This is a genomic window from Caballeronia sp. AZ7_KS35, from assembly GCF_023631045.1.
GTDB lineage: Bacteria > Pseudomonadota > Gammaproteobacteria > Burkholderiales > Burkholderiaceae > Caballeronia > Caballeronia zhejiangensis.
In genome coordinates this window covers 17,895-31,384 of record NZ_JALQDV010000071.1, presented here as the reverse complement: position 1 = coordinate 31,384, position 13,490 = coordinate 17,895, and the positions used below count along the sequence as shown (strand labels likewise).

At 60.6% G+C, this 13,490-nt stretch carries 15 protein-coding genes and 2 pseudogenes; 9 read left to right on the top strand and 8 right to left on the bottom strand.

Translation table 11 applies throughout. The features are described from left to right. Nucleotides 1-38: 38 nt before the first annotated feature. A complete protein-coding gene (locus tag NCT05_RS35535) occupies nucleotides 39-446 on the bottom strand; it encodes a response regulator (RefSeq protein WP_250504570.1) in 408 nt (135 codons plus the stop codon). Nucleotides 447-608: 162 nt separating this feature from the next. On the opposite strand from NCT05_RS35535, the gene NCT05_RS35530 reads away from it, so the two are divergent. After that, a complete protein-coding gene (locus NCT05_RS35530; protein WP_250504569.1) occupies nucleotides 609-1,319 on the top strand; it encodes an SOS response-associated peptidase in 711 nt (236 codons plus the stop codon). A 21-nt stretch (nucleotides 1,320-1,340) separates the two neighbouring features. Here NCT05_RS35530 and NCT05_RS35525 read toward each other — a convergent pair whose 3' ends face one another. The 3 genes from NCT05_RS35525 to NCT05_RS35515 form a co-directional block, all read right to left on the bottom strand. After that, nucleotides 1,341-1,994, bottom strand: a complete 654-nt coding sequence (locus NCT05_RS35525; protein ID WP_250504568.1) for an SEN1982 family lipoprotein — start codon at nucleotides 1,992-1,994, stop codon at nucleotides 1,341-1,343. 78 nt (nucleotides 1,995-2,072) lie between these two features. Beyond that, a complete protein-coding gene (locus NCT05_RS35520; protein ID WP_025496372.1) occupies nucleotides 2,073-2,267 on the bottom strand; it encodes a YqaE/Pmp3 family membrane protein in 195 nt (64 codons plus the stop codon). 103 nt (nucleotides 2,268-2,370) lie between these two features. Next, nucleotides 2,371-2,649: a hypothetical protein gene (locus tag NCT05_RS35515; RefSeq protein ID WP_250504567.1), complete on the bottom strand. Its 279-nt coding sequence runs from the start codon at nucleotides 2,647-2,649 to the stop codon at nucleotides 2,371-2,373. Nucleotides 2,650-2,942: 293 nt separating this feature from the next. On the opposite strand from NCT05_RS35515, the pseudogene istA reads away from it, so the two are divergent. Both istA and istB read left to right on the top strand, forming a co-directional pair. Continuing rightward, nucleotides 2,943-4,458: pseudogene (gene istA, locus NCT05_RS35510) on the top strand (IS21 family transposase). Further along, entirely contained in the window at nucleotides 4,442-5,257 is an 816-nt protein-coding gene (gene istB, locus NCT05_RS35505) for an IS21-like element helper ATPase IstB (protein WP_502801829.1), read from the top strand. The pseudogene istA and the gene istB overlap by 17 nt, the downstream one beginning before the upstream one ends. A gap of 64 nt (nucleotides 5,258-5,321) precedes the next feature. Here the strand turns inward: istB and NCT05_RS36905 are convergent, their stop codons facing one another. The 3 genes and pseudogenes from NCT05_RS36905 to imuA form a co-directional block, all read right to left on the bottom strand. Continuing rightward, nucleotides 5,322-5,456 (bottom strand): hypothetical protein, encoded by a 135-nt coding sequence (locus NCT05_RS36905; RefSeq protein WP_284507646.1) that lies wholly within the window; start codon nucleotides 5,454-5,456, stop codon nucleotides 5,322-5,324. A 4-nt stretch (nucleotides 5,457-5,460) separates the two neighbouring features. Further along, a complete protein-coding gene (locus NCT05_RS35500; protein ID WP_250504565.1) occupies nucleotides 5,461-6,945 on the bottom strand; it encodes a Y-family DNA polymerase in 1,485 nt (494 codons plus the stop codon). Continuing rightward, nucleotides 6,869-7,583 (bottom strand): annotated as a pseudogene (imuA, locus tag NCT05_RS35495) (translesion DNA synthesis-associated protein ImuA). Before imuA ends, NCT05_RS35500 begins: the two are co-directional and overlap by 77 nt. 441 nt (nucleotides 7,584-8,024) lie before the next feature. Between imuA and NCT05_RS35490 the strand changes: the two are divergent. Both NCT05_RS35490 and flhC read left to right on the top strand, forming a co-directional pair. Continuing rightward, nucleotides 8,025-8,321 (top strand): flagellar transcriptional regulator FlhD, encoded by a 297-nt coding sequence (locus NCT05_RS35490; RefSeq protein ID WP_250504564.1) that lies wholly within the window; start codon nucleotides 8,025-8,027, stop codon nucleotides 8,319-8,321. Between the two features lie 2 nt (nucleotides 8,322-8,323). After that, nucleotides 8,324-8,908 carry a flagellar transcriptional regulator FlhC gene (gene flhC, locus NCT05_RS35485; RefSeq protein WP_250504646.1) on the top strand — a complete coding sequence of 195 codons (585 nt, stop codon included), beginning with the start codon at nucleotides 8,324-8,326 and terminating at the stop codon, nucleotides 8,906-8,908. A 105-nt stretch (nucleotides 8,909-9,013) separates the two neighbouring features. On the opposite strand, the gene pdxR is transcribed toward flhC, so the two are convergent. Continuing rightward, nucleotides 9,014-10,627, bottom strand: a complete 1,614-nt coding sequence (pdxR, locus tag NCT05_RS35480) for a MocR-like pyridoxine biosynthesis transcription factor PdxR (protein WP_250504563.1) — start codon at nucleotides 10,625-10,627, stop codon at nucleotides 9,014-9,016. 44 nt (nucleotides 10,628-10,671) lie between these two features. On the opposite strand from pdxR, the gene NCT05_RS35475 reads away from it, so the two are divergent. From NCT05_RS35475 to NCT05_RS35460, 4 genes are all read left to right on the top strand, one after another. Then, a complete protein-coding gene (locus NCT05_RS35475) occupies nucleotides 10,672-11,322 on the top strand; it encodes an FMN-dependent NADH-azoreductase (RefSeq protein ID WP_250504562.1) in 651 nt (216 codons plus the stop codon). A gap of 28 nt (nucleotides 11,323-11,350) precedes the next feature. Continuing rightward, the gene (locus NCT05_RS35470) at nucleotides 11,351-11,653 is read left to right on the top strand and encodes a DUF3331 domain-containing protein (RefSeq protein WP_350030116.1); all 303 of its coding nucleotides are present in this window, start codon (nucleotides 11,351-11,353) and stop codon (nucleotides 11,651-11,653) included. Between the two features lie 13 nt (nucleotides 11,654-11,666). After that, nucleotides 11,667-12,377 (top strand): SDR family NAD(P)-dependent oxidoreductase, encoded by a 711-nt coding sequence (locus NCT05_RS35465; protein ID WP_250504561.1) that lies wholly within the window; start codon nucleotides 11,667-11,669, stop codon nucleotides 12,375-12,377. A 117-nt stretch (nucleotides 12,378-12,494) separates the two neighbouring features. Continuing rightward, nucleotides 12,495-13,445 carry a cupin domain-containing protein gene (locus NCT05_RS35460; RefSeq protein ID WP_250504560.1) on the top strand — a complete coding sequence of 317 codons (951 nt, stop codon included), beginning with the start codon at nucleotides 12,495-12,497 and terminating at the stop codon, nucleotides 13,443-13,445. Nucleotides 13,446-13,490: the final 45 nt, after the last annotated feature.

The window sequence follows — 13,490 nt, the reverse complement described above, 5'->3', positions numbered from 1 at the left end:
TCCCATTGAAGGTGATGGCCCGGCTGATGGTGACACGCCTATGGTGCTTTGGCGACCTGGGCCTCGTCTGCGCGCACCTGCCGGTCTAGCCCGGCCATGACACGCCATTCTTCCAACACGCGTTCCAGCAAATCGTAGGTGACCGGCTTGACCACATAGCCATCAAACGACGGAAAGTCATTGTCGCCCAGATCGTGCCGGCCGGTGATCGCCAGCATGTAGGCCGTCTGCGATGCGCCGTCCTCCCTAAGGCTTTCGCACGTGTGGCGTCCATCGCCGTCTGGCAGGTCGACGTCTGCCAAGATGACGTCGAACAACTGCTCGCTCGCCATTTGGCGTGCCGACGCGCACTCGTGCGCCACCGCGACCTCGTGACCCATTTGCTTAAGCAGCGCCGCGAGACCCGCCGTGAAGTCCCGGTCGTCGTCGAAAACGAGAATCTTCATATCGTCTCCCTTGCGGCGGGCGCGAAACGGTGGCCGCGTGCGCCTCTTCGCATTGCAAAAAAAATGCCAAACAGAAGTGCGGCCGCAAAACGCGCGGGCGTGGGGCAGTGCAACGGTTTCCTGAGCGCCGCGCTGTATTATTTTCGGACCGGAGCAATCCAAATGTGCACAAGCTACGAATCGAATCCGAATGACCGCTTCGACGTCTTCAGCCTGTTCCCGGTGCCAAACTTCGACTACAAGCCGGAAATCTACAAGGACTATTCCGCTCCGATCTTTCGCCGCATCGACGGTGAATATTCGACTGACCCCGCCACGTTCGGCATGGTCCCGCGCAAATTCATCCCGGAGGGCGTGAAAGCCTTCGATACGACGAACGCGCGATCCGAGACAGTGGGGCAGAAGACGAGTTTTCGCACTGCGTGGAACAAACTGCAACTCGCTCTTATTCCATGCCGCCGGTTCTACGAGCCAGACTACGAGACGGGGAAAGCAGTGCGCTGGCGCATCGGGACGACCGATAACGCGCCGCTGGCGATCGCCGGGCTTTGGCGTGCGTGGAAAGATCCGGCAGACGGCTCAACGAGCCTGTCGATGACGATGTTGACGGTCAACGCCGACGATCACCCGCTGATGAAGCGGTTTCACAGGCCGGGAGCCGAGAAGCGGTCGGTGGTGATCATCCCGCCGACCGAGTATGAGGACTGGCTTAACTGCAAAAGCACGGACGAGGCGCGGTCGTTCCTGCGGCTCTATCCGGCGGAGGCGATGCACGCCGAGCCGTTTCCCTTGCCGCCTCGCGTTCCGAAGGGGAAGGCGACGCCAAAAGAGGATCTCGCCCAGGCGTCGCTTCTTGCAGATGATGGGGGTTGAACTGAGAGCGCGCCCGGGAGGTTAGTTGCTGAAGTCTGCCGAGTCGATCCAGCCGTCGCTGGCCAGCACCATCGTCCGGTTTGCTTTGATGTGGCCGGCGAGCGCTTGGTCGAGGTTGAAAGCCTTCGCCACCTTGTCGTTCTTCGTCCAGTCCGGCACCTCAACAGGACTCGCGGTAAAGGCGACTTCGGAAATCGTGTGGCCGAGCGCGTTGCTGGGCTCCGAAAACCGGGTAATGTCGTCCACCTTGTAGTGGCCGACGCAGAAAGCGAGACCGCCCGGACTAGCCAACGTCTTTTTCCCGGCATCGGTCAGCGAATAAATCTTGGCGGGCACGGTTGACTCACGGTTTCCGAGCCACGACTTCACCTGTTTCGTCCCGTTGCTCAAGGACAAAACGCCAGCATCGACGAGAGCATCGAAATAGTGCGTCCGCTGCGCATTGTGTTCGTCGACCTGGGCCTGCTGTTGCCACGACGCCTTCGTTTCCAACCCAACCGCGATTGGATACTTGTTGCCGTCGGCGGAAACGGCGGCCGGCGTGACCGTGATGCACTGTTTAGCGAAATGCTTGTCGATCGCTTTTTCGAAGTTGGAGTTGCTGGCTTCCTTGGACGACCCGCAGGCCGCGAGGAAACACGCGAAGACGGTGGAGGCGATTAGCTTTCGTTTCATCGGTTTTCGGTTCTAGTGCGGTGCTCTTGTGCGTCTGCCGACAGCCAAGATGGAGTCGGCGGCTTTCGAGATGCGCGATCAGGCACGGCTCGCGAGTGCACGCTCGATCTTGCGGTCGGTCTTGTACTGGCTCAGTGCGAACACCGACCAGATGGCGGCCGGAATCCAGCCGATCAGCGTGAGCTGCAGAAGCAGACAGATGATTCCGGCGATCGGGCGTCCGATCGTGAAAAACTGGAGCCACGGGATGATGATGGCGAGAAAGAGGCGCATTTTGAGTTCCTTGATGGTTCGATGAGACCGCCGGTATAACGGCTCACTTAAGCAAATCCTTAACCGGGCGGAAGTGCGGGTACTGCCTGCCGCCCTAGCTTGTTCAGTTGACGACGAGTGCGCCTCCGTTGCCGAGGCCGCCCTTGACGTTCTGCGCGCGGTACTGGCGAACTGCGCCAACGAGGTTGTTGAGCGAGTCGGTGAATGCGGCGACGACAATCTTGCCCTGCGCGGTCCGTGCGTATGCACCACCGCCCGCAGCGCCAGCGCCGCCGAACCCGCCCGCGAACACGCCGGAGAGCATGCCGAAATCGACGTTACGCGCCGAACCTTCGGCGGCCGCCAACTGGACGCTGGAGCGGTTGTCGACGAGCGTCAGCATGGTCGAGGCTTCCTGTGCCTTCATCGTGCCAGCGGCACCGGCGAGCACCCCGCCAACCACTGGCACGAACGCGAGGAAGTCCCGCTGCGCCGCCGCCCGCGTCGCGGTTGCTGAACGTCACGCTCGGGCTGATCGTGTAGTCGGCCGCGACCATCTGGCCTTTGTGCATCTTGGAGGTCTTGTGTTGATAGGTGCGCAAAACTGACCCACTTCCGCTAGAAATTTGCATCGAAAATTGACCCACATGTTCAACTTCCTGCTTGGACGCCAAGCAGGAGAACGGAGTGATAACCGTGAGCATGTTGGCCAAAGTTCGGCGGATGCATTTCCGCGACGGCCGTCCCGCTGCGGGACATTGCGAGACAGACGGGGCTCTCAAGAAACACCATTCGACGCTGGCTGCGCGAGCCGTCGACCGGCGAGCCGAAGTATCCGAAACGCGTCAATAACAGCGTTGTCGACCCCTGGTCCGAGCAACTGCGGTTGTGGCTGCTCGCCGACACCAAACGTCCAAGAAGAGAGAGACGTTCGGCGACTCAGATGTATGAGGATTTGCGCGCCTCCGGGTACGACGGCAGTTACGACCGCGTATCAGCGTTCGTTCGCAACTGGAAGAAGGAACGCGATGCCGGAGCGCAGCGTGGCGCCTTCGTGCCGCTAGCGTTCGAATACGGCGAAGCGTTCCAGTTCGACTGGAGCTGCGAATACGTCTTCATCGGTGGCCTCAGGCGACGAGTGGAGGTCGCGCATCTGAAGCTTGCCGCGAGTCGCGCCTTCTGGCTCGTTGCCTACCCGACCCAAAGTCACGAGATGTTGTTCGACGCCCATGCACGAGCGTTTGTTGCACTCGGTGGCGTCCCTCGTCGCGGCATATACGACAACATGAAGACTGCTGTCGACAAAGTCGGACCTGGCAAGGAGCGCGCTATCAATGCGCGGTTTCACGCGATGTGCGGTCATTATCTGTTCGAGCCGGAATTCTGCAACCGAGCCGCCGGCTGGGAGAAAGGCATCGTCGAGAAGAACGGTCAAGACCGGCGCCGACAGATTTGGCACGATGCAATCGCGATTCGCTGGGAGTCGCTGGAAGTTCTGAACATATGGTTGGCCGAGCGATGCCGACAGGCGTGGAAGGAACTAAAACATCCTCAGTGGCCTGAACTAAGCGTCGAGGATGCTTTGGCAGACGAACGTCCACGGCTGATGCAGATGCCGAAGCCATTCGATGGCTACATCGAGAAGCCGGTGCGCGTGTCGCCCACGAGTTTGGTACACCTCGACCGAAACCGTTACAGCGTGCCGACCGAGTACGCACATCAAATCGTGAGCCTGCGCTGCTATCCGACGTATATCAGCCTTGTGGCCGACGGCATCGAGATTGCCCGCCATCCGCGCAGCTTCGACCGCTATCAGACCTTCTACGACTGGCGCCACTACATCGCCTTGGTGGAGCGCAAGCCCGGCTCGTTGAGAAACGGTGCGCCGTTCTTGACGATGCCCGAACCGATGCTTCGACTGCAGAGACACCTGTTGAAGCAGACCGGCGGCGACCGCGTGATGGTGCAGGTCCTCGCGGCGACTCCAATCCATGGGCTGGAGGCTGTGTTGGTGGCGGTTGAGCTAGCGCTCGAATCTGGGCGTCCGAGCGGTGACCATGTCCTCAACATCCTCGCGCGGATAAAGAGCCCGACGGCTCGACCTGGTGACGTGGTGAGAACGGCAATCACGCTCAAGGTCGAACCGGTTGCGGATGTTCACCGATACGAGCGGCTTCGCGTTCGCAACCAGGAGGATGGTCATGTCGAATGAGACCGCCGCATTACTGAAGTCGTTGAAGCTCCACGGTATGGCGCAAGCGTGGCCCGAACTGCTCGCGCGGGCGCGTCACAACGAGTTCGAGCCGGAGAAGTTCATGCAAATGCTGCTGAAGGCCGAAACAGCTGAGCGTCAGGTGCGGTCAATCAACTATCAGATGGCCGCTGCGCGTTCCCCTGCGCACCGCGACCTCGCGGGCTTCGACTTCGAGCAAGCGAGCGTCGATGAGAGCCTCGTTCGTGAACTTCACACCGTACGATTCTGCGAATCGGCGCAAAACATTCTGTTCATCGGCGGACCCGGCACGGGGAAGACGCACCTTGCGACGTCAATCGGAATCGAAGCGATACAGCACCACGGCAAGCGGGTTCGATTCTTTACCACCGTCGAGCTTGTGAACCAACTTGAAGCTGAAAAGGCGGCAGGCAAACCCGGCCAACTCGCGAATCGGCTGATGTATGTCGACGCCATTGTGCTGGACGAACTCGGCTATCTGCCATTCACGCAAACCGGGGGCGCACTGCTGTTTCATCTGTTCTCGAAGCTCTACGAGCGCACGAGCATCCTAGTCACAACTAACCTAAGCTTCTCCGAATGGTCGAACGTATTCGGCGACGCCAAGATGACGACTGCGCTGCTCGACCGCCTCACACACCACTGCCACATAGTCGAAACAGGCAACGACTCCTGGCGCTTCAAGAACAGCACGGCGGGGCAGCCCGCTTCGCGGGCTGCAACCCGAAAAAGCTCACCCAAACGACAGAAAGAGGAGGAAATCGACGCCCCGAAATGACGTTTTTGCACATTAGGGGTGGGTCAGTTTTAGATGCAAAAAGTGGGTCAGTTTCCGGCGCAAATCAACACGCGAGATAGCCAAGCTGCTCGGCGCGGAGGATCAGTTCTTCCGAGTGCGAGGCGCCACGCAGGAACGTGAAGTTGGAGAAGCACTGCAACTCGGCATAGCCGGGCAGCATGGAGGTGTACACGTCCATCGCTTCACCCGAACAGGCCGTGCAGGAACCATCGTGGATCTTCTTCGGCGCGGCTGCCGACCCGCTCACGGTAGATCCAGTAGCAAGTGTGGTCGTCGGCTTCCGCGACAAAGTAATCGCGCGTGACGAGCTCGCCGCCCCACCATCCAGCTTCGACGCGCTCACCGGGCGATACCGTTCGCAACGGACTGCCGTAGAACGGCCGGTGCTGGCGCGTCATCAACTGGATGGGCGTTTCAAGCAGCCATGAAGGCCGCGGCTGATCGCCGGGCAGCGGACAGCCTTTGACGTCGCTTGCGACCGGCACCCAGTTCGATACGATCTCGGGTCGATGGTCGGCCACAGGTGCCGCGCGCAAGACGTTCTCATGGCCAAGCCGCGCGACGAGTGGTTCCATCAACCGATTATGGTCGGCCGCGCTGCCGCCTGGCTCGGGAAACATCGTGTCCGACGGCGGCTCGGCCGCTTCGACGTCATTGACTTCGAGGCGCACGGCGATGACCGCGGCCGCCAGCTCGACGCGTCCAAGCCGCTCTTTCAGCAAGCGCGTGAGGTGTTCCTCGTGCCACGTGGGTTCCGCGAGCGCGACCTCAATCTTCGTTGGCGGCAACGCCGCGCGCCCGCGCTCATGTTCGAGTTCGATCGAGAAGCGCGTGAGCGCCAATTGCTTGCTGGCGAGCCAACCGGTCAACTGCACGATGAGCCGCCGCGCGACAAAGAGCACAGCTTCCGCATGCTCGACGCGATCCGGTAACTCGATTCGTGCGTTGAAGGACGGCGGCGTCTGGACCCATTCATAGAGTTCGGGCGCCTCGCCCACGGCGCGATCGAGCGTATCCAGCAGCGCGGTACCGCAGCGTTTCTTGAGACCGACGCGCGGCAAGCGCCGCAGGTCCGCGACGCTCGTGCATCCGAGACCATCGAACCAGTCGGCATAGCGTCGCGCTTCCAACACCAGCAAGGCGGGCAAGCGCGGCAATTGACGCATCAGCGAGCGGATGGAGAGACGGCGGCCGCCGCGATAGCGGGCCATGAGCCATGCGCTTCGGCCGGTGGGCGCGACGCTCATCCGGACCGTGAAGCCGAACGCGGCGAGCGACGCGCGGATCGCGCGGCGCAGTGCTCGCACGCCACCAAAGAGCCGCAAGCTCGCGGAGACGTCGACCAGAACCGTCTGCTCCTCAGCGATCGACACTTGCGGACTGAACTGCATGAGGGCGGTGGCCACGTCCGCGACCGCCTGCTGCTCCTTCAGTTCGTCTTTGTCGTGAATGCGCGCATCGGGCGCGAGCGTGAGAACGCCGCCTTTGCGCATGCCTACGCGAACGCCTGCGTCGTGCGCTGCCTTATCGAGCGCGACGACACGCTCGTGATCGAGCACGACCAAGCCCATGCCCGACCCCAAGCCCGCCTCACTCGTGGACGACCAGTTCGGCTGGAAGACTTCTCGGCTGAGGTGCGGCAGATACACGCCGATCCACACTTGCATGGCGATTCAACAGGATAGGCGAATGGGTCAGTCCAACGACAAGCGGCTCATCACGCGCGGGGCCGCGGCACTTGACGAACTCCAATGAAACGCTGTCGCGCGCAGGGCGCACAGCGCTGCGAAGCGGGGCAGGCGACGTATCACTCGCAGCAGCGAGCGGCCGGACCATGAAGAACAGCGATTCGCTCGTCTGCGCGGCAAGGTGCAGGCGGCGTAGCGCTTCCGGTCGCACATGCGTTTGCCAGAAGATCAGTGCGCCGAACGTCCCCGCTCGCAGTATCTGCTCACCCGCCCACAGCGCATCGGCGGTCTTCTGAGCGCGCACGACGTTGATCGACGTCTCAGGCAGACCCCAATACGCCGCCGCTTCGGGTTGAAAGCGGTGAGGCGGCTGCAGAAAAGCAATGCGCCGTTGCGCGACCGCCTTTAGCGCCGGCAGCAGCAATCGCATTTCACCCACGCCCGGCTGCCGGCTGCTGCACCAGCAGGTCGGTCAGCGCGCCCTTGGGCCAGCCACCCCCCGGCAGCTCTGCGGCAAGCGTCTCGGATCCACACGGCACGACGTTCACGCGAGCAGAGGCCAGTTGCGAACCTCGACACAAACTTGGATGAATGTCTTCGAGGGCTAACGCTCCCATGTCGAACCCCATGCTGTATGTTTGTACAGTAGTCTACCGGAAGGACAGCGGTTTGGTATGCCGGAGAAGTGCAACAACTTTCTCAGCGCGAGTAAGCTTGTCGCAGTAAAACGTCAGTCTTAATTATCGAATCGGTATGAGTTACTCAGATTCGGCGACGCAGGTTTCCGTCCGCGCCGAAGGCGACTGTGCTTGCGTAAGTGCGAGCAGTGCGGCAAAGGGCGCGCAGACCCTCCGAACGAAGAATATTTCGTCGTGCAGGCATGGTAAATGAGAAGAATCTTATTCCTCGCTAACGATTGCCAAAAGGCTGACTGTCTGTCGCAAACGTTTACCCTGTGTAACTAATTGTTGCAAAGCGGCTTTTGTGATCAGACAATTCGTTTGCGCCTTGATTGACAGCGCGACGAGCAAGTCGAAATTACTCACTGGTCTGCCGCCATGAACACCACCTCCGATCTCAGTGCTATCCGCGAACTGAACATGTCGTACCTCACGCTCGCGCAACGCGTTCTGGCATCGGACCGGGAAGCGGCCCAGTCGCACTTGGGTCTCTCGGTGGATATGGCGGACATGCTTCTGAAGCTTTCGCCCGAACAGACGCTGAAACTCGCATCGTCGTCGCAAGTGCTGTGCTTCTTCCGCATGAGCACGGATGCGATGCTCGCGGGCCTCGCCGGTCGCAGCCACGACGTTGTGGCGTCGCCCGTCGCTAACGACGTCCTCTTGGCGGCCTGATGATGACCACGACCACGCCTTCAAAGAGCCTCGCTGACGAAGCTGCACAAGTCATGCGCGCCATCACGCTGATCAAGCTCGGCGCGCGCATGCAAGTGCTGGAGTCGGAAATTCCGACGATTTCGCGTGAACGGCTCATTCGCCTGTATCGAGAAGTGAAGGGCGCATCGCCGCCCAAGGGCATGCTGCCGTTCTCGGAGGACTGGTATCTGACGTGGGCGCCGAACATCCACACGTCGATATTCGCGAACGTCTACGCCTTCCTCGAAGCAAATAGCGAAGGCTTGGACCGAGTGGATCTGCTGACTCGCGCGTACTCGCTTTATGCCGAACACTTCGACATGATCGGCGAGCCCTTGCAGATGGACCTGACGCGCGCCTGGACCTTCATCCGTTTCAAAGACGCCGGGATCCTCCGTCTCGCGGGCTGCACGCGTTGCCGCGGCAAGTTCGTCGCGCACGCCCACGAGCCGTCGCATCCGATGGTGTGTGGCATCTGCCAGCCGCCGTCGCGAGCAGGCAAGATGAAGGCGGCTGCAAAAGCGGCGCTCGAGCGTGACGCCGCGTTGCAGGCGAAAGCGGCCTAAGCTCTTATCCCGCGAGCGGCTAGGCACGTAACGCCGACGCAGGTCGTCGCGAACCTCCAAGATGTCTAGTACGTGTTGTGCGCTCGGGAGCGCCACGTAAGACACTCATGTGCTTTGGCGGTCAATGATCTCGAACAGCTGCTGGCAGGATTGGGCGACGTATTGTTCGGGTGCAGTAGCAACGCCGAGCAATAGACCGTTCAAGCGCCACGACGCATCCGCGAACCACAGGGACAAAGGCGAGGGCGCAATGCCAATGGTCTTCGCTTCCTGAACTACACGCACGTCGGATGCCTCGTCGGGAAGCCGAAGAAGTACTGCGAGGCCCGCATTCACCCACTGTGCGTCGCGCATCCGCAGTTGCTTACCCAGTCCATCGCGCTGGGCGGAGTATAGGCGCTTGAGCCGACGCAAACGCCTCACGAAGTGCCCATCGCGGATGAACTGCGCCGTGGCCAGTTGAACCACGGGTGAGGGCGCTGGAGCGAGCGTTGCGGTACCCTCGGCGAACGCGTTGGCCAATTCCATTGGCGCTACGACGAAGCCCAGTCGCAGCGCCGGGCTAATAGTCTTGCTAAACGAACCGATGTGGATTACTCGCCCACCTTCGCCTAGCGATGCAAGTGCCGGCGCCGGTCGTCCTTGCAGTTGTAACTCGCCTAAGTAGTCGTCTTCAATGATCCATGCACCGCTCTGGGCTGCCCAATCGAGGACCTGCAGGCGTCGTCTCAATGACAACGTCGAACCTAGAGGCGCCTGCTGACCGGGAGTCAGAACAGCTAAGGCCGCGTCTGCCGCCTTTTCTATGCCATAGTCGACGTTGAGGCCCTCCCCGTCCACTGGTACCGGCACGATATTCATTCGAGCCAGCTCCAACCCTTTGCGCGTAACCCGGAAGCCAGGCTCTTCCATCCAGACTTTCTTTCCGTCCAGACCGAGCACACGCAGGGCGAGACCCAAGCCCGCGGTGTAACCGGAAGTGACAAACACTTGATCGGGGTGGCAGTGGAAGTTTCTGGCGATCGACAGGTTGCCGGCAATCTCCCTTCGCAGCTCGAGCTCACCTCGCGGGTCCGGATACAACAGCGACGATAGGCGACATTCCGTTTTCAGCACATTCGAGGAACGCGCCCGCGAAAACAGCTTTTCCGGAAGGCCTTCGAATGCCGGCACCCCGAGTTGGAAGATCGACGGCCCAGCCATCATCTCCCCGTAAGACTTTATGAACGGACCGAGCAGGGGCGCTTTCGGCTGCGCTGTTACTAGGTACGGTCGAGGCGCGACGCGAGTGCCTCCTGCGCCAAATGTCTCAATCATCTGGCTATCCGACAACCGTTCATATGCCGCCTGAACGGTGCCGCGTGCCACACCGAGTTGTGCGGCTAGATCCTGCCACGACGGTAGCCGTGTGCCCGGCGCAAGAATGCCTGACTCTATGGCCTTTGTAATGCTTCGGCGAATTTGTTCTGCCAGCGGCAGCTTGGCTGCTCGGTCGAGTTCGATGCGAAAGTCTGGGTCCACGGTCTTGGTACACACAAAATAGATTGTCTTGGTGCTTTTGTTCGCACCGTCCTTGGTACAGAATTCTCGCACCCAAGCGACGCAAAATGTGAGTTCAAGACGCAGATTGCCGAATATGAATTGGCTTATCGCCGGCCGTGCTATTCCTGCCGCGCCTATGTCCAGGCGCAGTTTGACGTGCCAGTCGTTCGTCCTCACGCATTCACACCGCTATTGACGCTGAAGCGCACCGAGAGATAGGTATGGAAATACTGCACATCGATTGCAGCCCTCGACCGGAATCGTGCAGTCGACGACTATCGGCGGGCATCGTCTCCAAGCTTCTTGAGTTCATCCCGGAAGCGCAAATACGGCGCAGGGATTTGGGATTCGAACCGATACCTCATTCCGACGCAGCCTATGCCGCGACGCTCGCTACGCCCGCATCGTTGGCCGCTGAAGGCCGCTGCGCCGACGCTCTCCGTCTCGCCGAACAACTCATCGAAGAGGTCGAGAACGCCGACCTTATCGTAAATGGAACGCCGATGAATAACTTCACGGTTCCATCCGTCCTTAAGGCGTGGATCGATCAGATTCTTCGTGTCGGTCGCACGATGAGGTCGACCCCTGCTGGCAAAGTTGGGCTGCTGCGGGACCGTCCGGTTTTCGTCGGCATAGCTTCGGGCGGTGTGTTTATGGCCGAAGGATCCAATCAGCCGGACTTCCTTACGCCCTATTTGTCTGCCGTACTGAACTGCATCGGCATACAGACCGTCTACTACCTGCCGTTCGAGGGCACGGCCTTTCTCGACGACGCGCGCGCGGCACAGTTGCGTAGTTCGCTGATCGCTACCATCGAACCGACGATGGTTGGCCTCCTGCGTGACCGCGTTGGCATGTCGGCAAGTCAGTGACGGTAGGCCGCAAACGGCAAACCTTGATATGAGCGCTACCCGGCTTATGGATGACGAACGCCCGCCGTTGCACCTATCGATCGTCGAAAAGCTGTCGTCCTCAACCATCAGCGTACGCTGGAGCGACCCGTGTTTTGGTCACTACGCAAACCCGTTATGGGGCATGTGTTCAGCCCGCACTGATGCAATCTGTGCGCTTTCCGGTGCGCGCATTCGCCGTGGGGATACGGTGTTTCGTCCACGCGCATACGGCTCGCAGTTACCGATCATTCGCAATCGGATGATTTTAGCTTCCGCGGTGTCCAGCGTTTTCGAGAATTCAACATCGTAGGAATTACTCAAGTATGAGCACCCCAGCAAAGGTTGTCATCGTTACCGGCGCGTCGCAAGGAATCGGGGCGGCGATCGTTCTTGCGTTCCGCAAGCTCGGTTATGCCATTGTCGCGACTTCGCGCTCGATTAAGCCCTCGGATGATCCGGACGTGCTAACGGTAGCTGGCGACATCGGTTGCCCTGCGACCGCGCAACGGGTTGTTTCTGAAGGCGTCGCACGGTTCGGCCGAATCGATACGCTTGTGAACAACGCCGGGATCTACATCGGAAGGCCGTTCACCGAACATTCAACGTCCGGTTACAACGCCGTAGTGAACGCAAACGTCGCGGGGTTTTTTCACATCACGCAGCTTGCCATTGCTCAGATGCAGCAGCAGTCGAGCGGCCACGTCGTGAGCGTCACGGCAAGCATCGCTGACACAGCGTACAGCGGCGTCTACTCGGCACTAGCGGCTCTGACGAAGGGCGGAATAAATGCTGCGACGAAGTCTCTTGCGATCGAGTACGCGAGGAAAGGGATTCGGGTCAACGCCGTTGCGCCCGGAATCATCAGGTCACCCATGCACGCGGCGGAGGCGCATGCTGTGCTTGGAGACTTGAATCCGCTTGGCCACATAGGCGAGATGAACGATATCGCTGAGGCGGTTCTCTTTCTGGATGCAGCACCGTTCATCACCGGCGAGATTCTCCATGTTGATGGCGGGCAAAGCGCCGGACGCTAAAACCCGCATTTTTCTGCCAGCAATACGGCGGGCGGACAGCTCCGTCTGCACCTGTGGTGGCACAGAAGCCCGATGGGTTCTCGAATGTTCTTGATCTCAACGTCCTGACGGAGTCCTATGTCGCACGTCGACTGGCTGAGTCGCCTGCTGCAAATGATCACCGTCACCGGCCGTCCGGAGGTGCGGTGTGCCTATGGCGCGCCCTGGCGTGTCGCGTGGGCGCAGTGCGCGGCGGCCGAGATCCCCTATCACGTCGTCCTGAAGGGCCGCGCCATCATCGAGGACCACGGTGCAGGCACGACTATGGAGCTCGAGGCCGGCGATATCGTTCTGCTGCCGCACGGGTCGGCGCACGTACTACATGACGGCAGTGGGCAGACGCCCGGACCCACGCGAGAAAGGGAAGGCGCCTCCGGACTGATATACAGCGAGAACGACGCCAACGGCGAAGCTTTGGACATGCTGTGCGGGCGGTTCTTTATCGGACCACCTCATGATCGGCTGGTGCGCAATTACTTGCCTATCAATCTCGTGGTGCGGGCAATGGATGAAGTGCCGGGCAGTTCGCCGACTCGAAGCCGCCTTGCGCACTTCGTCGAGCTTATGCGCGACGAGCGTAGCTGCGAGGACGTGGGCGCATACGCCATGCTGAACGCGCTCAGTTGCGCACTCTTTACGCTCGTCTTGCGTGAGGCGAGCAAGTCGGACCGAGCACCGACGGGGCTGTTGGCGCTCGCCGGCCATCCACGGCTCGCCCCAGCTATCTCCGCGATGTTGACTGAGCCCGCACGCCCTTGGACTTTGCCCGACCTTGCCGCGTTGTGCAGCATGTCGCGCGCGACGTTCATGCGGCACTTTCAGGAGACACTTGGGCGCTCGGCCATCGATTTTCTAACTGATGTACGCATGGGCCTGGCGGCTAACGAACTCAAGAAGCCGGCGATCTCGACGGAAGCCGTCGCAGAGTCGGTGGGATATCAATCAGTCTCGTCTTTCCGACGTCTCTTCGCGGAGCGAATCGGCATGACTCCAGGACACTGGCGCCGCCTCGCACGCGCGAGCCAATAGACGCGAAGGGGGCAAGAGCGTCACGCGTTGGCTTGATCCTTTTGG

What these genes read in the sequence shown, in the direction of transcription:
- flhC (WP_250504646.1), top strand. Translation starts at nt 8,324, where the DNA reads ATGACCACGACCACGCCTTCAAAGAGCCTCGCTGACGAAGCTGCACAA.
- NCT05_RS35500 (WP_250504565.1), bottom strand. Translation starts at nt 6,945, where the DNA reads ATGCAAGTGTGGATCGGCGTGTATCTGCCGCACCTCAGCCGAGAAGTC.
- NCT05_RS35525 (WP_250504568.1), bottom strand. Translation starts at nt 1,994, where the DNA reads ATGAAACGAAAGCTAATCGCCTCCACCGTCTTCGCGTGTTTCCTCGCG.
- NCT05_RS35530 (WP_250504569.1), top strand. Translation starts at nt 609, where the DNA reads ATGTGCACAAGCTACGAATCGAATCCGAATGACCGCTTCGACGTCTTC.
- NCT05_RS35475 (WP_250504562.1), top strand. Translation starts at nt 10,672, where the DNA reads ATGGAAATACTGCACATCGATTGCAGCCCTCGACCGGAATCGTGCAGT.
- NCT05_RS35515 (WP_250504567.1), bottom strand. Translation starts at nt 2,649, where the DNA reads ATGCTGACGCTCGTCGACAACCGCTCCAGCGTCCAGTTGGCGGCCGCC.
- NCT05_RS35520 (WP_025496372.1), bottom strand. Translation starts at nt 2,267, where the DNA reads ATGCGCCTCTTTCTCGCCATCATCATCCCGTGGCTCCAGTTTTTCACG.
- NCT05_RS35460 (WP_250504560.1), top strand. Translation starts at nt 12,495, where the DNA reads ATGTCGCACGTCGACTGGCTGAGTCGCCTGCTGCAAATGATCACCGTC.
- NCT05_RS35535 (WP_250504570.1), bottom strand. Translation starts at nt 446, where the DNA reads ATGAAGATTCTCGTTTTCGACGACGACCGGGACTTCACGGCGGGTCTC.
- NCT05_RS36905 (WP_284507646.1), bottom strand. Translation starts at nt 5,456, where the DNA reads ATGGACGTGTACACCTCCATGCTGCCCGGCTATGCCGAGTTGCAGTGC.
- NCT05_RS35470 (WP_350030116.1), top strand. Translation starts at nt 11,351, where the DNA reads ATGAGCGCTACCCGGCTTATGGATGACGAACGCCCGCCGTTGCACCTA.
- NCT05_RS35465 (WP_250504561.1), top strand. Translation starts at nt 11,667, where the DNA reads ATGAGCACCCCAGCAAAGGTTGTCATCGTTACCGGCGCGTCGCAAGGA.
- istB (WP_502801829.1), top strand. Translation starts at nt 4,442, where the DNA reads ATGGTCATGTCGAATGAGACCGCCGCATTACTGAAGTCGTTGAAGCTC.
- NCT05_RS35490 (WP_250504564.1), top strand. Translation starts at nt 8,025, where the DNA reads ATGAACACCACCTCCGATCTCAGTGCTATCCGCGAACTGAACATGTCG.